The organism is Mesorhizobium sp. WSM4884 (assembly GCF_029625675.1).
Classification (GTDB): Bacteria; Pseudomonadota; Alphaproteobacteria; order Rhizobiales; family Rhizobiaceae; genus Mesorhizobium.
In genome coordinates this window covers 1-16,812 of the sequence record NZ_JARTVO010000018.1, presented here as the reverse complement: position 1 = coordinate 16,812, position 16,812 = coordinate 1, and the positions used below count along the sequence as shown (strand labels likewise).

The window sequence follows — 16,812 nt, the reverse complement described above, 5'->3', positions numbered from 1 at the left end:
CAGTGACGATGAACGTCGGGCCCGTCAATTCCTCAACCGGTACCCCGTCCTGAAGATCCACGCGACGATCGCGATGCAGACCGCCAGGAACACCAGCGTCATGCCGAGGCTGACGCCGACCGAGACGTCCGCCTTGCCGTAAAAACTCCAGCGGAACCCGCTGATCAGGTAGACGACCGGGTTGAACAGCGTGATCGTCTTCCAGATGCCGGGCAGCATATGGATCGAGTAGAAGCTGCCGCCGAGGAAGGTGAGCGGCGTGACGATCAGAAGCGGCACCAGCTGCAGCTGCTCGAAGGTCTTCGCCCAGATGCCGATGATGAAACCGAACAGGCTGAAGGTCACCGCCGTCAGCACCAGGAAAGCGATCATCCACAACGGATGCTCGATCCTCAGCGGCACGAACAGCGCCGCGGTGCCCAGGATGATCAGCCCGAGCATGATCGATTTGGTGGCGGCGCCCCCGACATAGGCGATGATGATCTCGAGATAGGACACCGGCGCCGACAGCAGCTCGTAGATCGAGCCGACGAATTTCGGGAAGTAGATGGCGAAGGACGCGTTCGAGATCGACTGCGTCAGAAGCGACAGCATCATCAGGCCCGGCACGATGAAGGCGCCGTAGCTGATGCCGTCTATCTCGTTGATGCGCGAGCCGATCGCCGAGCCGAAGACGACGAAATAAAGCGACGTCGAGATCACCGGCGAGATGATGCTCTGCAGCACCGTGCGGAACGCACGCGCCATCTCCACCCGGTAGATCGCCCACACCGCACGAAAATTCATGGCTGAGCGCGGGTTCATGGCTCTTGCCTCAGAAGATTGACGAAGATCTCTTCGAGCGAGCTGTTCTTGGTATCGAGGTCGCGGAACTGGAGGCCAGCGGCCTCGAGGTCGCGGATCAGCGAGGCGACGCCCGGCCGGTCGCTCTGGTTGTCATAGGTATAGGTGATCTCGTTGCCGTCCGCGGACAGCTCCAGCGCATAGCGCGACAGGCCGTCGGGGATGGCCTTGAGCGGCGCGCGCAGCTCGAGCGTCATCTGCTTGCGGCCGAGCTTGCGCATCAGCTCGGCCTTGCCTTCGACCAGGATGATCTCGCCGCGATTGATGACGCCGACGCGGTCGGCCATCGCCTCGGCCTCTTCTATGTAGTGCGTTGTCAGGATGATGGTGACGCCGTCCTCGCGCAGCCGCCGCACCATCGCCCACATGTCCTGGCGCAGCTCGACGTCGACGCCCGCCGTGGGCTCGTCGAGGAACAGCACCCGTGGCTCATGCGACAGCGCCTTGGCGATCATCAGCCGGCGCTTCATGCCGCCGGACAGCGTGATCGCCTTGGCGTCCTTCTTCTCCCATAGCGACAGGTCGCGCAGCACCTTCTCGACGAAATTTGTGTTGGGCGCCTTGCCGAACAGGCCGCGGCTGTAATTGACCGTCGCCCACACCGTCTCGAAGGCGTCGATCGTCAGCTCCTGCGGCACCAACCCGATCAGACTGCGCGCCGCGCGGTAGTCCCTGCCGATGTCGTGGCCGTCGACGGTGACGGTGCCCGACGAGCGGTTGACGATGCCGCAGACGATCGAGATCAGCGTCGTCTTGCCGGCGCCGTTCGGCCCGAGCAGCGCGAAGATCTCGCCGCGCTCGATGTCGAGATTGATTTCCTTCAGCGCCTTGAAGCCGGTGGCATAGGTTTTCGTGACACCGGAAATCGAGATGATGGATGACATGCTGAAATATGGCCGGCTGGAAAACGTGACCTCATATAGGTCGGATGCCGGTTTATTCAAACCGGCAATTTACAGCCTTCCTGACAGCTCTGGACAGTCACGCTCGCCGGCTGGCGGCACAGCAGTGTCGCGCGGCGTCCCGCGGCGTCGGCAAGCTGTCACGCGGCAAGATTATTCATGCCGGCGCGGCGTCGCGTCTGGCACTGCGACAACGCGCCTCGCGTGACGCCGCGCCGCTTTGACCGATGCGTGTTTGAAGCCTATCCTTCAAGCATAAATTGCAGCCGGAGCCGAGCATGGACCCGCTCATTCTGTCGCGTATCCAGTTCGGCGCGAATATTTCGTTCCATATCCTGTTTCCGGCGATCACCATTGCACTTGGCTGGGTGCTTCTCTTCTTCAAGCTCCGCTACAACGCATCAGGCGACTCCGCCTGGATGCGCGCTTATTTCACCTGGGTGAAGGTTTTCGCGCTCTCCTTCGCCATGGGCGTCGTCTCAGGCGTCACCATGAGCTTCCAGTTCGGCACCAACTGGCCGGGCTATATGGAGACGGTCGGCAACATCGCCGGCCCGCTGCTTGCCTATGAGGTGCTCACCGCCTTTTTCCTCGAGGCGGCCTTCCTCGGCATCATGCTCTTCGGCTTCCGCCGCGTCTCCAACCGCATCCACACGCTGGCGACCGTGCTGGTGGCGGGCGGCACGACGGTCTCGGCCTTCTGGATCATCGCGCTGAACTCCTGGATGCAGACGCCGGCCGGCTTCGAGATGATCGACGGCAAGGCGCATGCGCTCGACTGGTGGGCGATCGTCTTCAACCCGTCCATGCCTTACCGTCTGGTGCATATGCTGCTTGCCTCCGGCCTGACGGTCTCCTTCCTGATCGCCGGCCTGTCGGCGATGCGCTATCTTTACGGCGACCGTTCCGAATCGATGTGGAAGGCGCTGCGCACCGGCGTCTTCACCGCCGCCATCCTGATCCCGATCCAGATCTTTGCCGGCGACCAGCACGGCTTGAACACGCTCGCGCACCAGCCGCAGAAGATCGCCGCCATGGAGGCGAACTGGAACACCGGTCCCAACGTGCCGCTGGTGCTGTTCGCCCTGCCTGACGAGGCGGCCAAGGAAAACAGATTCGAGCTCGCCGTTCCCGACGGCGCCAGCCTGGTGCTGCGCCACTCGACGAGCGGCGTCGTGCCCGGCCTAAACGACTATCCGGGCAACCATCCGCCGGTCTTCCCGGTGTTCTGGGGCTTCCGCGTCATGGTCGGCACCGGCATCTTGATGCTGATCGTCTCCTGGTCGGCCGCCTGGTTCCTCAAGCGTCGCCACAGCCTGCCGAAGCCGCTGGCGCTCATCATGGTGCCGATGGCGCTGTCCGGCTGGCTGGCGACACTGGCCGGCTGGTACACGACCGAGATCGGCCGCCAGCCCTGGCTGGTCACCGGCGTGCTGAAGACGGCGGACGCCGTCGGCCCCGTCGCCGGCAGCCATGTAGCGCTGACCCTGGCCGTCTATCTTATCCTCTATGTGCTGCTCTTGATCGCCTATCTCGGCGTGCTGGTGCATCTGGCGCTGAAGGCGGCAAAGGACGGCGACACCTCGCCCCTGCCGGGCGTCATGAACGCGGCGCTGTCGCAGCCGGCTGCCGGGGAGTGATGACGATGAGCTTCGACTGGCCGACCGCGCTGCCGCTGATCTTCGCCGGCCTGATGGGTCTCGCCATCCTGATCTATGTCGTGCTCGACGGGTTCGACCTCGGCATCGGCATCCTGTTCAGCGCCGCCGAGGACGCCGAGCAGGACATCATGATCGCGGCGATCGGCCCGTTCTGGGATGCCAACGAGACCTGGCTGGTGCTGGCGGTGGGTCTCTTGCTGGTCGCCTTTCCGATGGCGCACGGCACCATCCTGACCGCGCTCTATTTGCCGGTCTTCGTGCTGCTGGTCGGCTTGATCCTGCGCGGCGTCGCCTTCGATTTCCGCGCCAAGGTGCCGGCCGGCAAGAAGCAGCGCTGGAACCGCATCTTCTTTCTGGGCTCGGCGACCGCCTCGCTGGCGCAGGGCTATATGCTGGGCGTCTATGTGCTTGGCCTCGATGTCGGCTTCGGCGGCATGGCCTTCGGCGCGCTGGTCGCGCTCTGCCTGTCGGCGGCTTACGCCGCGATGGGCTCGGCCTGGCTGATCTACAAGACCGAGGGCGATTTGCAGGTGAAGGCCGTGCGCTGGCTGCGCACCACGCTGGTGCTGACGGCGCTCGGCATGGTCGCGGTGTCCTTGGCCACCCCTTTCGCCAGCCCGCGCATCTTCGACAAATGGTTCCTGTGGCCGGAGATCCTCTATCTCTCGCCGCTGCCGATCGCGTCGGCGCTGCTGTTCCTGTGGTTGTGGCGGCAGACCTTCCATCTGCCCAAGCCGAACGACCAGCACGCGCTCCGCCCGTTCCTCACCCTTGCCGCCATCTTCGCGCTCGGCTTCGCCGGTCTCGCCTGGTCGTTCTACCCTTACGTCGTGCCCGACAGGCTGACGATCTGGCAGGCGGCTTCAGCGCCGGAAAGCCTGGCGGTGATCCTGGTCGGCGTCGTCGTCGTGCTGCCGATCATCATCTTCTATTCGTTCTACGCGTATCGCGTGTTCGGCGGAAAGGCGACTGATCTGACGTATGATTGAGGGCATAATGGGGAGGCGTCGGCGTTCCTTCACACCCCCCTCTGCCCTGCCGGGCAGAGGGGGGTGCTGTCCCGCCGACATCTCTCCAGGCGAGCACCCCCAACAATCCTCAGCTCTTGCTCGATGCCAGCACCAGCACCGGCTTCTCGCTGTAGAGCTTGGGAAACAGCGCCTTCAGGTTCTCGATCTTCGGCAGGTCGTTGTAGACGATATAGGGGTAGGTCGGGTTCAGGGTCAGGAAGTCCTGATGGTAGTCCTCGGCCGGATAGAAGGTCTTGCCGGTCTCGAGCGTCGTCACGATTGGCTTCGCAAACACCTTGGCCTTGTCGAGCTGGGCGATATAGTTCTCGGCCACCTTCTTCTGCTCGTCGTTCTCGGCGAAGATCGTCGAACGGTACTGCGTGCCCTGGTCCGGCCCCTGGTAGTTGAGCTGCGTCGGATTGTGCGCGACCGAGAAATAGACCTGCAGGAGCTGGCCATAGGTCACCTTCGACGGATCGTAGGTGATCTCGACCGATTCCGCATGGCCGGTGCGGCCGGTGCCGACGACCTCGTAGACGGCGTTCTCGGCGCTGCCGCCGGTGTAGCCGGAAACGGCTTTACTGACGCCCTTGACGTGCTGGAACACCCCTTGCACGCCCCAGAAGCAGCCGCCCGCGAAGACGGCCTTCTCGGTGCCGCTCGCCGCCTTCTCGTCCACGGCCGGCGGCGGGATCACCACCGCGTCCTCGGCCGAGCGGGCCGGCGTCTGCCAGAATGCGGCGGCCGCCGCCGTCAGCACCAGCGCCGCAAGCGCGCCGCGCGCAAAGAATGGCGATCGCCGCGCGGCCTTTGTCTTGATGCCGTTCATGTCTGATCTCCTTGTTCGTTGTTTCCACTATATACGAAGGAAGGCACTGCAGGTTTCTCACTTTGCCGTGCGGCGGCTTCTATTCGCGGCGGCGCTCCCCCTCTCCGTCTCAGCTTCGCCGAGCCACCTCTCCCCCGCTTCCGCGGGGGCGAGGAAACCAAGCTTGCGAAGGCCGCGACCTCGACGGTTGGCATTTCCTCGCCCCCATGAAATGGGGAGAGGTGGATCGGCGCGCAGCGCCGAGACGGAGCGGGGGAGCGCCGTTTGCCATTATTCGCTGAGGCCGGAACCGTAGGACTTACTGCGCCGGAGCCGTCGTATCGGCCGGCTTCATCGCATCCGTTACCGGCTTCATCGCGTCCGTCGCCGGCTTCATGGCATCGGTCGCGGGCTTCATCGCCTCGGTGCTCATCGCATCGGGCTTCATGGCATCGGCCGGTTTCATCGCGTCCGTTGCGGGCTTCATCGCATCCGTCGCTGGCTTCATCGCTTCGGTGGCCATTGCGTTGGCGGGCTTCATGGCGTTGGTCGCGTCGTCGGCGCGGGCGCCGGCGGCGAAGGTTGCGAGCGCAAGCGCCAGCGCCGTCAGGAATTTGGTCATGGATAGTCTCCTTGGGTTGTGGCGCGCGGATGCGGGCCCGATGGTGCGCTGCCGCTTGCTGCGGCGCCGCGCGAAAAAGGATGATCAGTTTGCAGCAGCAGCCAGGATCGGTCCGCCGCCGGGGCTCTGCACCAGCACCGCGGTGCTCAAGCCCCCGCCTGCCGCCGGCAGCGGCAGCGTCGTCGCCTGGCCGTTCCAGCGGCCGAGCCTTTGCAGCGAATGCACGACATTGGCATGCGGCAGCGTGCGTCCGGTATTCTCGCCGCGCGCCACCGGCACCTCGACGACGCCCTTCGTGTAGCCCACCAGCCAGACATCGGCCGCGCCGCCGGGCGCCTTGCCGGCGCCGATGCTGACCTTGCCGCCGGCAAGCGCGACGTCCGGACCCTTTGTGCGGCCACCCTTATTGATCAGACTCTGGGCGATCAAATTCTGGATCTCTCCGGGCTTGGCGCCGACGACGTCTGCGCTGCCGTTCACCACCACCTGCGGCGTGAACGGCCCGTCATGGCCGAGCGGCGGCTCGTAATCGACCTGGCGCTGGGTGAATTCCTGCCGGCCGAACGTGTCCTTCCAGCCGAGATAGTCCCAGTAGGTGACGTTGAAGGACAGCGCCAGCACGCCCGGCTGGTCCTTGACCTTGATCAGATTGGCATTGGCCGGCGGGCAGGACGAGCAGCCCTGGCTGGTGAACAGCTCCACCACGGTGAGCGGCTGTGCGGAAGCAGCACCGGCAGTGGCGGCAAGCGCGGCAAATGCCGCGCCGGCGAACGACAGTTTGCCGAGCGTTGTCTTTGGTCCGGTCATGAGAAGCAGTCTCCGTTGCGGCGATGCTCCCATTTCGCCGTGGCAGGAGGTATCGTTACAGCTTCACCGGTTTGTGATTGGCCTCGTTTTTTCCTTCTCCCCTTGTGGGAGAAGGTGGCTTGGCGCGCAGCGCCGAGACGGATGAGGGGTGCTCCAGCTTGGCGATGCGGTCAACTCAACCTACCGCCAGGGCTGCAGCAAGGCATCCTTTACATAGGCGATGATCGTGTCGCAGACGCCGTCCAAATCTTTCAGGACGTCGTCGTTCCAAAAGCGCAAGACGCGAAAGCCTCTAGCCTTCAACTCTGCTCCGCGAATCTCGTCAGACGCCGAATCCGCGTGCTGGCTGCCATCGATCTCGACGATCAAGCGTGCCTCAAGGCAGACAAAGTCGGCGACATACTTTCCGATAGGAGTCTGGCGTCGAAACTTGATCCCGTCGAGCCTGCGGTCGCGCAACTCCTGCCACAGCTTGTGCTCAGACTCCGTCATTTCACGGCGAAGCGTCCGGGCGAAACTGCGCTTGGCTTTGGTGATCGGCTGATGTGGCATGGTGTGAGATTAGCCAGCCGCCGCGATCCGTCCAACACCCCTCATCCGTCTCGGCGCTGCGCGCCGATCCACCTTCTCCCACAAGGGGAGAAGGGGGAAGGCGGCGGCCCCTACTGCGTCAGCATCGTCTCCGACGGCCGCTGGTTGAAGGCGCATTTGCCGGTGGTAGTGTAGAAGAAGTCGGCATTGCTGACATCGGCCGGCACCGGGTTGCCGCCGTCCTCCCAGGCTTGGTAGCCGGTCTGGCCGCAAGGCACGGCGGTGAAGATGTCGACCGTCTGGCCGGTCGCGACTTCGGGCATGTTCGTCTGGCTGCCGCCGATATAGAGACGGTTCGAGGTGCTCGGATCATTCGATTTCAGCACCTTCGGAGAACCAGAGGGCACATCCATTTCGAGATAAAGCTTGTCCATCTGGCTGACGTCGATCACCGCGCCGGCGCTGTTGGCGGGATAGAACGTGTCGGCGCAGGTCGTCACATATTTCTTGCTGCCGCTGGTCTGCGTGATCGCTCCGGTCGGCAGGTTGTTGAAATTGTTCACCGTGCTGGTCGTGCACACCTGTTTCTGGACCACCGTCGTCGTCGATCCGTTGACGGTGCTCACCGTGGTTGTGCCATAGCCCTTCGGGTCGCCATAGCCGTTATAGGTGTAGCTGATCGTCATCAGCGGCTTGGCCACCGTATCGCCGAACTTGGTGCCGTACAGATACATGGTCTTGTTCCAGTATCCTGAGACCTTGGTCACCTTGAAGGTGGACTGCGTCAGCGCCGGCGTCTTGCGCACCGAGGAGCCGACGCCGACGGTCACCGTCTTGATCCTGGCGATCTGCATGAAATCGGTCGGCATCGGATAGCTCGCCTTGGCGCTGAAGGTCGCCGTGCCGTCGGCGGCGATGTTGACGCTGGTGAGCGTCGCCGTGCCCTGTCCGCTATTGGCCAGATAGGCCTGCTGCAGCGCCGTCTGGCGGTCGGCATTCGACGTCATGGTCGGCAGGGTGGTGATCGACAGCACCGCCGCGTCCAGCGCGTTCTGCATGTCGCTCCTGGTGGTCACCGCCGAGGTGTAGTCGACGGAAAACCCGACCGCGAGCAGGAGCGGGATCGTGATCATAATCATGACCGGCATCATCGAGCCGCTTTCCGAGCGGACGAAATCTCTTGGCGACGAAAACATTGTCTGACCCCAAAGCCATCGGCGGCAAAGCCCGCCATCCCCAACGGGTTGAATGATGCCTTAAAGGGATGGATGAAAGTTTAAGCGGAGCGCGGCCCTCTCCTTCTCCCCTTGTGGGAGAAGGTGGATCGGCGCGCAGCGCCGAGACGGATGAGGGGTGTTCCAGGGATCGCCGACGTCTCATTTCTTCCAGCACCCCTCATCCGTCGCCTTCGGCGACACCTTCTCCCACAAGGGGAGAAGGAGAAGAGCTGCGCTTGCCCCCTATCCCCGCCCCTGCTAAAGCGCGCCGCATGACGACGCCGCTCGACCACATCCGCAATTTCTCCATCGTCGCCCATATCGACCATGGCAAATCCACGCTTGCCGACCGGCTGATCCAGCTCACCGGCGCGCTGGAGGAGCGCGACATGAAGGAGCAGGTGCTGGACTCGATGGACATCGAGCGCGAGCGCGGCATCACCATCAAGGCCCAGACCGTCCGGCTCAACTACCGCGCCAAGAACGGCGAGGATTACGTCCTGAACCTCATCGACACCCCCGGCCATGTCGACTTCGCCTATGAGGTGTCGCGCTCTTTGGCCGCCTGCGAGGGCTCGCTGCTGGTGGTCGACGCCTCTCAAGGCGTCGAGGCGCAGACGCTCGCCAATGTCTACCAGGCCATCGACAACAACCATGAGATCGTCGTGGTGCTGAACAAGGTCGACCTGCCGGCGGCCGAGCCCGAGCGCATCCGCGAGCAGGTCGAGGAGGTGATCGGCCTCGATGCCTCCAACGCGGTGCTGATCTCGGCCAAGACCGGCTTAGGTGTGCCGGACGTGCTGGAGGCGATCGTCCACCAGCTGCCGCCGCCGCGCGAGGGCGACATCAACGCCCCGCTCAAGGCGATGCTGGTCGACTCCTGGTACGATGCCTATCTCGGCGTCATCGTTCTGGTGCGCATCATCGACGGCGTGATGAAGAAGGGCCAGACCATCCGCATGATGGGCACCGGCGCGAAATATCTCGTCGAGCGCACCGGCGTCTTCAAGCCGGCCCGCGTCAATGTCGACGAGCTCGGCCCCGGCGAGTTCGGCTTCTTCACCGGCTCGATCAAGGAAGTGGCCGACACCCGCGTCGGCGACACCATCACCGAGGACCGCCGCCCGACGGCAAAGGCCCTGCCCGGCTTCAAGCCGGCGCAGCCGGTGGTGTTCTGCGGCCTGTTCCCGGTCGACGCCGCCGATTTCGAGGACCTGCGCGCCGCCGTCGGCAAGCTGCGCCTCAACGACGCCTCCTTCTCCTTTGAAATGGAGACCTCCGCCGCGCTCGGCTTCGGCTTCCGCTGCGGCTTCCTCGGGCTTCTGCACCTGGAAATCATCCAGGAGCGGCTGGAGCGCGAGTTCAACCTCGACCTCATCGCCACGGCGCCTTCCGTCGTCTACCGCATGAACCTCATCGACGGCACGACCAAGGAACTGCACAACCCGGCCGACATGCCCGACGTGGTCAAGATCGCCTCGATCGAGGAGCCGTGGATCCGCGCCACCATCCTCACACCCGACGACTATCTCGGCGGGATTCTAAAACTCTGCCAGGACAGGCGCGGCATCCAGGCCGATCTCTCCTATGTCGGAAAACGCGCCATGCTGACCTACGACCTGCCGCTCAACGAGGTGGTGTTCGATTTCTACGACCGGCTGAAGTCGATCTCCAAGGGCTACGCCTCGTTCGACTATCACCTCACCAACTATCGCGAGGGCGACCTGGTGAAGATGTCGATCCTGGTCAATGACGAGCCGGTCGACGCGCTGTCCATGCTGGTGCATCGGTCAGCGGCGGAAAAGCGCGGCCGCGCCATGTGCGAGAAGCTGAAGGAGCTGATCCCGCAGCACCTGTTCAAGATACCGATCCAGGCGGCCATCGGCGGCCGCATCATCGCCCGCGAGACCGTCTCGGCGCTCCGCAAGGACGTCACCGCCAAATGCTACGGCGGCGACGTGACCCGCAAGCGCAAGCTGCTCGACAAGCAGAAAGAGGGCAAGAAGCGAATGCGGCAGTTTGGCAAGGTGGATATCCCGCAGGAGGCGTTTATCCAGGCGCTGAAGATGGGGGATTGAGAAGCCGGTTGGCGCGCGGAGCGCGCCAAGCCATCGATCCAGTAAATCGATGGCAGGCTTCGAAAGCGGGGAAGCCTGCTGGCAGGCAGTTGGCCCCAGTGCGGCGCTGGAACTGCGCGGTGAAGATTGGCAGCGCGAGTCCTACTTGTCCCCTTGCCAGGCCTTTGAACAGATATTTCAATGATCTTATATTCGGTAGGTGGCCGGTTCGCTCTGCACGGTTTCCCAACCACTGACGAACCGGGGGTCCGGTTGATATCAGGCGCACATGGGGCGAATGCGGTTCCTCTGGGGTGTTTTGTGGCGCGATCTCGGCGTCACACCCCGCGTCTATCAAGCCATTGGTCTGATTGCGCCGCTTATTTTGACTTGGCTGGCCGCCGAATTCGGAATTCAGATCAGCTACCCAGCTTACACTATCGTCGGGGTGACGGCCGGTATCTTCATCGTAATCGTGTTTCTGCGATTGTTCCATCGCGCCTACGAATTGGAGGCCGCACTGAAACCCAGGATCGAAATCAGCGATCCGGTGGAGTCGACTATGCCGAAAATCCGCGGCAACAACCTCGCTCTACGGTTTTACTCGGTTACGCTCACCAATCTTTCGGACGGGGACTTAAAGAACTGCCGAGTCAAAATGGCGGAATTCATCAATCGCCGCGGTGAGGCGGCTACCGAAATAGGCATGCTGTTCCGCCTCAGCCGGGAAAGGCACTCTCAAACAGGACAGCATACGTTCGCCCAAACTTTCGAGCTAAACGGCAAAGATGACAAGGCCAGTATTGATATCGTCGCACTCGATGAGGTGGGCAGCAATTTTGTCAAAATGCAATACGCAACGGCGGCCTCCGAGAAAGTCTTTCATGAGCTGCACAAGAGTCTTTTCCCGCACTGGCTGACGATAAGGGTTACAGCGGACGCTATGGCCTCGGTTACGAAGTCATTTTGCGTCTACGTCTCCGAAGACGGCTTTTTGCGAATGGAGACGATTAGTACGATGCCCGCAGCTGGACACGCCCCATCTCTACCAGCTGGGATGAAATCGACCAGACCGCAATTTTTGGAAACGATTGAGTGGCGTACTGGTGAAATGGACCAGTAGGCGGCTCTATCCAGTTTGGGGGCCTCAAGCCGCCTCGGCGCTCAAGAAGGACGTCACCGTCAAATGCCACGGCGGCGTGACCCGAGAGCGCAAGCTGCTCGACAAACTGAAAGAGGGCAAGAAGCGGATGAGGCAGTTCGGTAAGGTGGATATCCCGCAGTAAGCATTTATCTGGGCACTGAGGATGGGGATTGAGGGTGACCCGGCTCACGGTCGACCCCAAACTGCGTCCCGTTAAGGATTTGCGGTTTCGAACAGCTCTCGGTCGAGAAGTCCCCTTTTCGGAAGAACTATGTCCGTGTATTAGCTAACCAAGGGGGGCGAGCTATGGAATTTACACTTGAGTTCGACGGTAACGAGGCTGATCGTAACCTACTGGATTTCTACGATGCGGCCCAAGCCTTTGGCGGCTTCCAGCGCTCCCTGGCGCTAACTACCCATCTCGTAGTAAACGGGGAAATAATCACCCAGGCACCAGCGTTGAAGAATGCTGTAATACTGGTGCGTCCGCCAGAAAACGGTAGTTGGAAGACCATTGCAGTTGTAGCAGGTACAGTACTGCTGAGCGGAGGAGTTGCGTCGAAGGATTCAGTGCTTGGCCACCTATTAACCTCCGCATACGATTACGTTATCTCCGAAAGCCTGGGGTTCCACGTAGATTTCGACAAGTCTCTTGGCCAGCAAATTGAGGAGCATCGAGCTGTTTCAGATGAGGTTCCGCGAGAGTTGGATCAGGGCAAATTCGAAGCGCTCATTGAAAAGGTGGAGCCTGCAATCCGAGAATTGCATAGGCCGATAAGTCACTCCGGAACTGCCGCTACCGCTATCTTGGGCGAGAGCCAATCTGGAATAATTATAAGAAAGACCGGGCCGACACTAGATAGGAATACGTTTGAGTACATCGATGTTACAAACCTGAGTAGCGATCAGAAAACCTACACGGGGAAGGTGTCAAGCTATAATTCAAACACATACAAGGGACGTATCTATATCGAAGATGAGGGCCGGCCTGTACCTTTTACACTCGCAGAGGTCAGTCGGGATGCAAGGGCCGTGTCAAAGATAGTAGGAAGCCTGTCCGCCAATGCATTAGACAGATTTGACCAGAACGCGGAGATCCGCTTTTCCGCATTGCGATATGAAAGTAAGAACGGAAGGTTGAAGGGATTCTTGATATTGCGAGTGTTTTAATTGGGGCCTTTTCGATTCAGGAAGCTGACCAACACCCCCTACCAACCACTATTTTGTGAAAAAGCACCGAAAATCCGCACGTTTTTCGGTATTTCGGTTTAAATCAGCGTTGACGGTCGGAAACGACTCGCCGCAAATTCCTCACGGGTCGGCATTCCGCTGATCCCGATACGACAAAGCCGGGGTTGCAGCCCCGGCTCCGTGTCGGTAACCGCAAAGCCTTTGGTCAGGTTGCGGCTAGTCGAAGACACAAATTGAGGATACTCGCAATCGATTCGCTGTCAACCTGATCAAAGGTTTCCACATAAGGAAATCTTTATATGAGTGTATTTGTGGTTTCATTCCGTATTGCGGATGAACAAAGTATCTATGGTACCTACTCCGAACGCTGGTCGTCTGTGAACGACGCCGTCCAAAATAGGGCTGTGGGGCGCAATTACTGGAAACAAACGACGTCGTTTTTTGCGCTGCAGGCAACCGAAACGTCCGCCTCCGCACTTGCCAGCGCCATAAACGTCAACTCGAAGTTCGATCCAGATAAGGACTTGCTTTTGGTCGTAAATTTGAGTTCCAAAGACTTCAAGGTTATAGGCGTAAACAAGGATGCCGATATAGACGCCATTATGGCTCTCCGCTGAACGTTCAAGCGTGAGCGTCAGGTGTGTGCGAGAAACGGGAAAATTGCTGCCATAAGATCGCTCAAATCTGAATTTGAGCAGGATTATTGGCACTGCCGTAACTCAGCGGCTTCGAGAGTTGGCGATGTGGTCGCCAACTCCGGGCTGTTTGATTGCCTGCCTTCACCGGCACCCCACCTCGTTGTATCCTCTCCCAGGCTTGTGGAGACATCGCATGCGCTCCACCTTAGACACCGTCGCCGCAATCGGCCTCGCCATCGGCGGCGCTTTTGGCTTGGCGGGCACTTTCGTTGCGAGCGATGCGCTGCGCGAGACGGTCTGGACCATCGACGGCGTGGCAATCGTCGTCGCCACGGCGCTGCTGACAATGAAATACCAGCGGCTCGGCAATGACCTTGTCGCGGCCGGCTTCCTGACTTTCCTTGCCGGCGAGAGTCTGCTTCTGGCCGGCAATGCGGCGGGGCTGCAGGCGAGCGTGCCTTCCTATGCCGGCGGCATTGCGCTCTGGGCGGCGGGGCTCGTCATGGTCAGCGCGCAAGCCACCTTCGCGCTGTGGATGCGGCTCACCGCTTTCGTGTCGGCCGTGCTCTTCACCGTCTCGTCTCTGATGATCCTCTGGGGTGCGCCGCTGCTCCCCACCTCCGCGCCGCTGCCGGCGATCGGCTATCCGTTCCTGGTCCTCACCTTCATCGGCTGGATCTGGACGCTGTTGAAATCGGAACAGTGAGCGGGCGGACATGGCCGCGCCGCTCGAAATCCGCAACAGCGCCACCGGCAAGATCTTTCCGGCCTTCGGGCCATTCCTGATCGGCGCCGTCTTCGGCTTCGGCGCGCTGCAGGGCTTGGCTGCCGGGGCGAGTGGCGGGCATGTGCTGTGGATCGCGCTGCTCTCGGTCGCCTGCCTGGCGCTCGGCTTTTTCATCGCCCGCGGCGCCTTCGACACTTCGGTCAAGGTGACCTTGGACAGCCAAGGCTTCCGCGATGCGCGCGCCGGCGATGTGCTGGTGCCGTGGGCGAAGGTCAGGAGCGTGCGCCTCGCCTCCGGCGGCAAGGGCGCGGCGATGCTCAATTTCGAGCTCACTGAGGAGCCGCCCGACGCGATCAAATATTCGGCCGCCAACGCCTTCGGGATAATGCCCTTCGGCAAGACCACCGTGCACATGGAAATCTCCTCGCTCGATATGCGCGGCGAGGCGATGGTGGATGCGGTGAAAAAATTCGCGCCGCATGTGGTGGTGAGAAGGTAGAGCTTCCCCTTCTCCCCTTGTGGGAGAAGGTGGCCGCGAAGCGGCCGGATGAGGGGTGTTGGAAGGATCGCGACGCAGCAGAATTAAGCGCCAGGATCCTTCAATCTTGGAGGCCGCACTCCGCTGGAGCACCCCTCATCCGTCTCGGCGCTGCGCGCCGAGCCACCTTCCCCCACAAGGGGGGAAGGGGAGGTCGCGCCTTCCCCTCACCCGTGCTCTACTGGCCCCGGGAACCTCACCATGATTCGCATCTTCCTCGCCGCTCTTCTCCTCACCACGCCGGCCGTCGCCGCCGACATGTCGGTCTTCGTCCGCAACCAGCGGTCCGACGGCGTGGCGGTGGAGCTGTTCAGCCGCGACAGCGAAAAAGTCTGGCCGGGCAACGACAAAGTTTTTCTCATCCGGCCGGGGGCGAAGAAATCCGTGCCGATCTCCTGCGACAACGGCGAGCATATCTGCTGGGGCGCCTGGGTGGTCGGCAACGATTCCGTCACCGCCGGCGTCGGCCCCGACAACGACCAGCCCTGCGACACCTGCTGCTTCATCTGCGTGGAGCATTCGACCGAGACGGTGGACCTGGCGGAGTGAGCGCCTTCCCCTTCTCCCTTGTGGGGTGAGAAGCGGTCCGCCCCAGCGGACGAAAAGCCAATTGCTTGGCTTTTCGAGCTTCGAACGCCCTGAGCCTGCGAAGGGCCGGGCGGTGGCCGCGAAGCGGCCGGATGAGGGGTGCTGGACGGAGTGCAACGCTGAGATTGGACGAAGCGTGGAGGTTGGTTGTCTTCCGCCATGCCGCACCAACCCGTAACTCCAGCCAAACGCAGTTTCGCACGTTCGATGCGCCGCGAGCCAACAGAGGCAGAAGATCGCTTGTGGCAGGAACTGCGCGGCCGCCGTCTCGACAAGATCAAGTTCAAGCGGCAGGTGCCGATTGGCAGATTCGTGGCGGATTTTCTCTGCGCGGAAGCCAGGCTCATTGTCGAAATCGATGGCAGCCAGCACGCGGATTCTCGTCGAGATGGCGAACGCGATACCGAATTGAAGGCTAGAGGCTTCCGGGTGTTGCGTTTCTGGAACGACGATGTCCTGAAGGACCTTGAAGCGGTCTGCGACACCATCATTGCTTATGTGCGCGATGAAAATCTGCAGCCTTGGCGGTGATGCCGGGCGCCCTTGCCAAGCTGGAACACCCCTCATCCGTCTCGGCGCTGCGCGCCGATCCACCTTCTCCCACAAGGGGAGAAGGGGGAGTCCATCCTTGACGCCCTTCGCACCGCCGCCCTAGCCTCTACCCACCCAACAGGAGACCCACCCAGATGGCAGGCACGGTCGAAGGCGAGAAGGTCGACGTTTCCTTCAGCGGCAGGCGCTGCATCCATTCGCGCAATTGCGTGCTCGGCAATCCGCATGTCTTCGTGCCTAATGCGCCGGGCGAGTGGATCCATCCCGATGCGGCAAGCGTCGAGAAGGTGGTGGCGCTGGCCGAGAATTGCCCGTCGGGCGCCATCACCTACCGGCGCAAGGACGGGGGGCCGCAGGAGAAGCCGCCGGTGGTCAACACGGTGCGCCTGCGCGAGAACGGCCCGCTGGCGGTCCATGCCGAGATCGTGCTCGACGGCGAGACCTTTTATCGCGCCACGCTCTGCCGCTGCGGCGCCTCGCAGAACAAGCCCTTCTGCGACAACAGCCACATCAAGGCCGGCTTCACCGCCACCGGCGAGCCGCCGCTGAAGGAGGCGCAGGTGCTGGAGGTGCGGGACGGCCCGCTCAGCGTGACGCCGACCGTCAACGGCCCGCTCAAGCTCGAAGGCAATGCCGAGATCGTCACCGGCACCGGCCATACCGTCGCCCGAACCACGAAAGTGTTCCTGTGCCGTTGCGGGCACTCGGCCAACAAGCCGTTCTGCGATGGGAGCCACAAGAGGGTGGGATTTGTGGGGTAATCACGAAGGCTGGCGCGAGGCACCCCCCTCTGGCCTACCGGCCATCTCCCCCGCAAGGGGGGAGATTGGCAGTTCGCGCGCCGGCGCCTTTCCTGCCACCTCGGCGATAGGCGAAGGCCGGCGTGACATCTGATCTCCTCTCCCCCCCTTGCGGGCATATGCGCTAAGATAGGTGTTGCGGCGCGGAATCGGTTGTGATTCTACGCTGAGGATGA

The 16,812-nt window shown here is 62.0% G+C and carries 19 protein-coding genes; 12 read left to right on the top strand and 7 right to left on the bottom strand.

From position 1 onward, the window contains the following. Positions 1–24: 24 nt before the first annotated feature. Positions 25–786 (bottom strand): ABC transporter permease, encoded by a 762-nt coding sequence (locus P9236_RS23745; RefSeq protein ID WP_278077119.1) that lies wholly within the window; start codon positions 784–786, stop codon positions 25–27. Between the two features lie 14 nt (positions 787–800). Next, positions 801–1,727, bottom strand: coding sequence for an ABC transporter ATP-binding protein (locus P9236_RS23740; RefSeq protein WP_278077028.1), 927 nt, complete (start codon positions 1,725–1,727; stop codon positions 801–803). 296 nt (positions 1,728–2,023) lie between these two features. Here P9236_RS23740 and P9236_RS23735 point away from each other — a divergent pair, with 296 nt between their 5' ends. Continuing rightward, the gene (locus P9236_RS23735; RefSeq protein ID WP_278077027.1) at positions 2,024–3,385 is read left to right on the top strand and encodes a cytochrome ubiquinol oxidase subunit I; all 1,362 of its coding nucleotides are present in this window, start codon (positions 2,024–2,026) and stop codon (positions 3,383–3,385) included. A 5-nt stretch (positions 3,386–3,390) separates the two neighbouring features. Further along, positions 3,391–4,395: a cytochrome d ubiquinol oxidase subunit II gene (locus tag P9236_RS23730; RefSeq protein ID WP_278077025.1), complete on the top strand. Its 1,005-nt coding sequence runs from the start codon at positions 3,391–3,393 to the stop codon at positions 4,393–4,395. A 109-nt stretch (positions 4,396–4,504) separates the two neighbouring features. Here P9236_RS23730 and msrA read toward each other — a convergent pair whose 3' ends face one another. The 5 genes from msrA to P9236_RS23705 all read right to left on the bottom strand — a co-directional run bounded on the left by msrA (position 4,505) and on the right by P9236_RS23705 (position 8,335). Then, a complete protein-coding gene (gene msrA, locus P9236_RS23725) occupies positions 4,505–5,245 on the bottom strand; it encodes a peptide-methionine (S)-S-oxide reductase MsrA (protein WP_278077024.1) in 741 nt (246 codons plus the stop codon). A 298-nt stretch (positions 5,246–5,543) separates the two neighbouring features. Beyond that, complete coding sequence (locus P9236_RS23720) at positions 5,544–5,846, bottom strand: hypothetical protein (protein WP_278077023.1); 303 nt, start codon at positions 5,844–5,846, stop codon at positions 5,544–5,546. Positions 5,847–5,930: 84 nt separating this feature from the next. After that, the gene (locus P9236_RS23715) at positions 5,931–6,653 is read right to left on the bottom strand and encodes a DUF1223 domain-containing protein (protein WP_278077022.1); all 723 of its coding nucleotides are present in this window, start codon (positions 6,651–6,653) and stop codon (positions 5,931–5,933) included. 180 nt (positions 6,654–6,833) lie between these two features. After that, positions 6,834–7,205: an endonuclease domain-containing protein gene (locus P9236_RS23710; RefSeq protein WP_278077020.1), complete on the bottom strand. Its 372-nt coding sequence runs from the start codon at positions 7,203–7,205 to the stop codon at positions 6,834–6,836. A 110-nt stretch (positions 7,206–7,315) separates the two neighbouring features. After that, positions 7,316–8,335 carry a TadE/TadG family type IV pilus assembly protein gene (locus tag P9236_RS23705; RefSeq protein ID WP_347405203.1) on the bottom strand — a complete coding sequence of 340 codons (1,020 nt, stop codon included), beginning with the start codon at positions 8,333–8,335 and terminating at the stop codon, positions 7,316–7,318. 338 nt (positions 8,336–8,673) lie between these two features. Here P9236_RS23705 and lepA point away from each other — a divergent pair, with 338 nt between their 5' ends. The 10 genes from lepA to P9236_RS23655 all read left to right on the top strand — a co-directional run bounded on the left by lepA (position 8,674) and on the right by P9236_RS23655 (position 16,597). Next, the gene (gene lepA, locus P9236_RS23700) at positions 8,674–10,479 is read left to right on the top strand and encodes a translation elongation factor 4 (protein ID WP_278077017.1); all 1,806 of its coding nucleotides are present in this window, start codon (positions 8,674–8,676) and stop codon (positions 10,477–10,479) included. A 277-nt stretch (positions 10,480–10,756) separates the two neighbouring features. Further along, the gene (locus P9236_RS23695) at positions 10,757–11,581 is read left to right on the top strand and encodes a hypothetical protein (RefSeq protein WP_278077016.1); all 825 of its coding nucleotides are present in this window, start codon (positions 10,757–10,759) and stop codon (positions 11,579–11,581) included. Beyond that, complete coding sequence (locus tag P9236_RS23690) at positions 11,565–11,744, top strand: hypothetical protein (RefSeq protein ID WP_278077015.1); 180 nt, start codon at positions 11,565–11,567, stop codon at positions 11,742–11,744. The genes P9236_RS23695 and P9236_RS23690 overlap by 17 nt, the downstream gene beginning before the upstream one ends. Positions 11,745–11,908: 164 nt before the next feature. After that, positions 11,909–12,772, top strand: a complete 864-nt coding sequence (locus P9236_RS23685) for a hypothetical protein (protein WP_278077014.1) — start codon at positions 11,909–11,911, stop codon at positions 12,770–12,772. Positions 12,773–13,092: 320 nt separating this feature from the next. Then, the gene (locus P9236_RS23680) at positions 13,093–13,410 is read left to right on the top strand and encodes a hypothetical protein (protein WP_278077013.1); all 318 of its coding nucleotides are present in this window, start codon (positions 13,093–13,095) and stop codon (positions 13,408–13,410) included. Between the two features lie 214 nt (positions 13,411–13,624). Beyond that, positions 13,625–14,137 (top strand): hypothetical protein, encoded by a 513-nt coding sequence (locus tag P9236_RS23675; protein ID WP_278077012.1) that lies wholly within the window; start codon positions 13,625–13,627, stop codon positions 14,135–14,137. Positions 14,138–14,147: 10 nt separating this feature from the next. Next, the gene (locus P9236_RS23670) at positions 14,148–14,657 is read left to right on the top strand and encodes a hypothetical protein (RefSeq protein ID WP_278077011.1); all 510 of its coding nucleotides are present in this window, start codon (positions 14,148–14,150) and stop codon (positions 14,655–14,657) included. A 240-nt stretch (positions 14,658–14,897) separates the two neighbouring features. Continuing rightward, positions 14,898–15,245, top strand: coding sequence for a hypothetical protein (locus P9236_RS23665; RefSeq protein ID WP_278077009.1), 348 nt, complete (start codon positions 14,898–14,900; stop codon positions 15,243–15,245). A 198-nt stretch (positions 15,246–15,443) separates the two neighbouring features. Beyond that, positions 15,444–15,815, top strand: a complete 372-nt coding sequence (locus P9236_RS23660) for an endonuclease domain-containing protein (protein WP_278077118.1) — start codon at positions 15,444–15,446, stop codon at positions 15,813–15,815. A 155-nt stretch (positions 15,816–15,970) separates the two neighbouring features. Further along, a complete protein-coding gene (locus P9236_RS23655; protein WP_278077007.1) occupies positions 15,971–16,597 on the top strand; it encodes a CDGSH iron-sulfur domain-containing protein in 627 nt (208 codons plus the stop codon). Positions 16,598–16,812 lie beyond the last annotated feature (215 nt).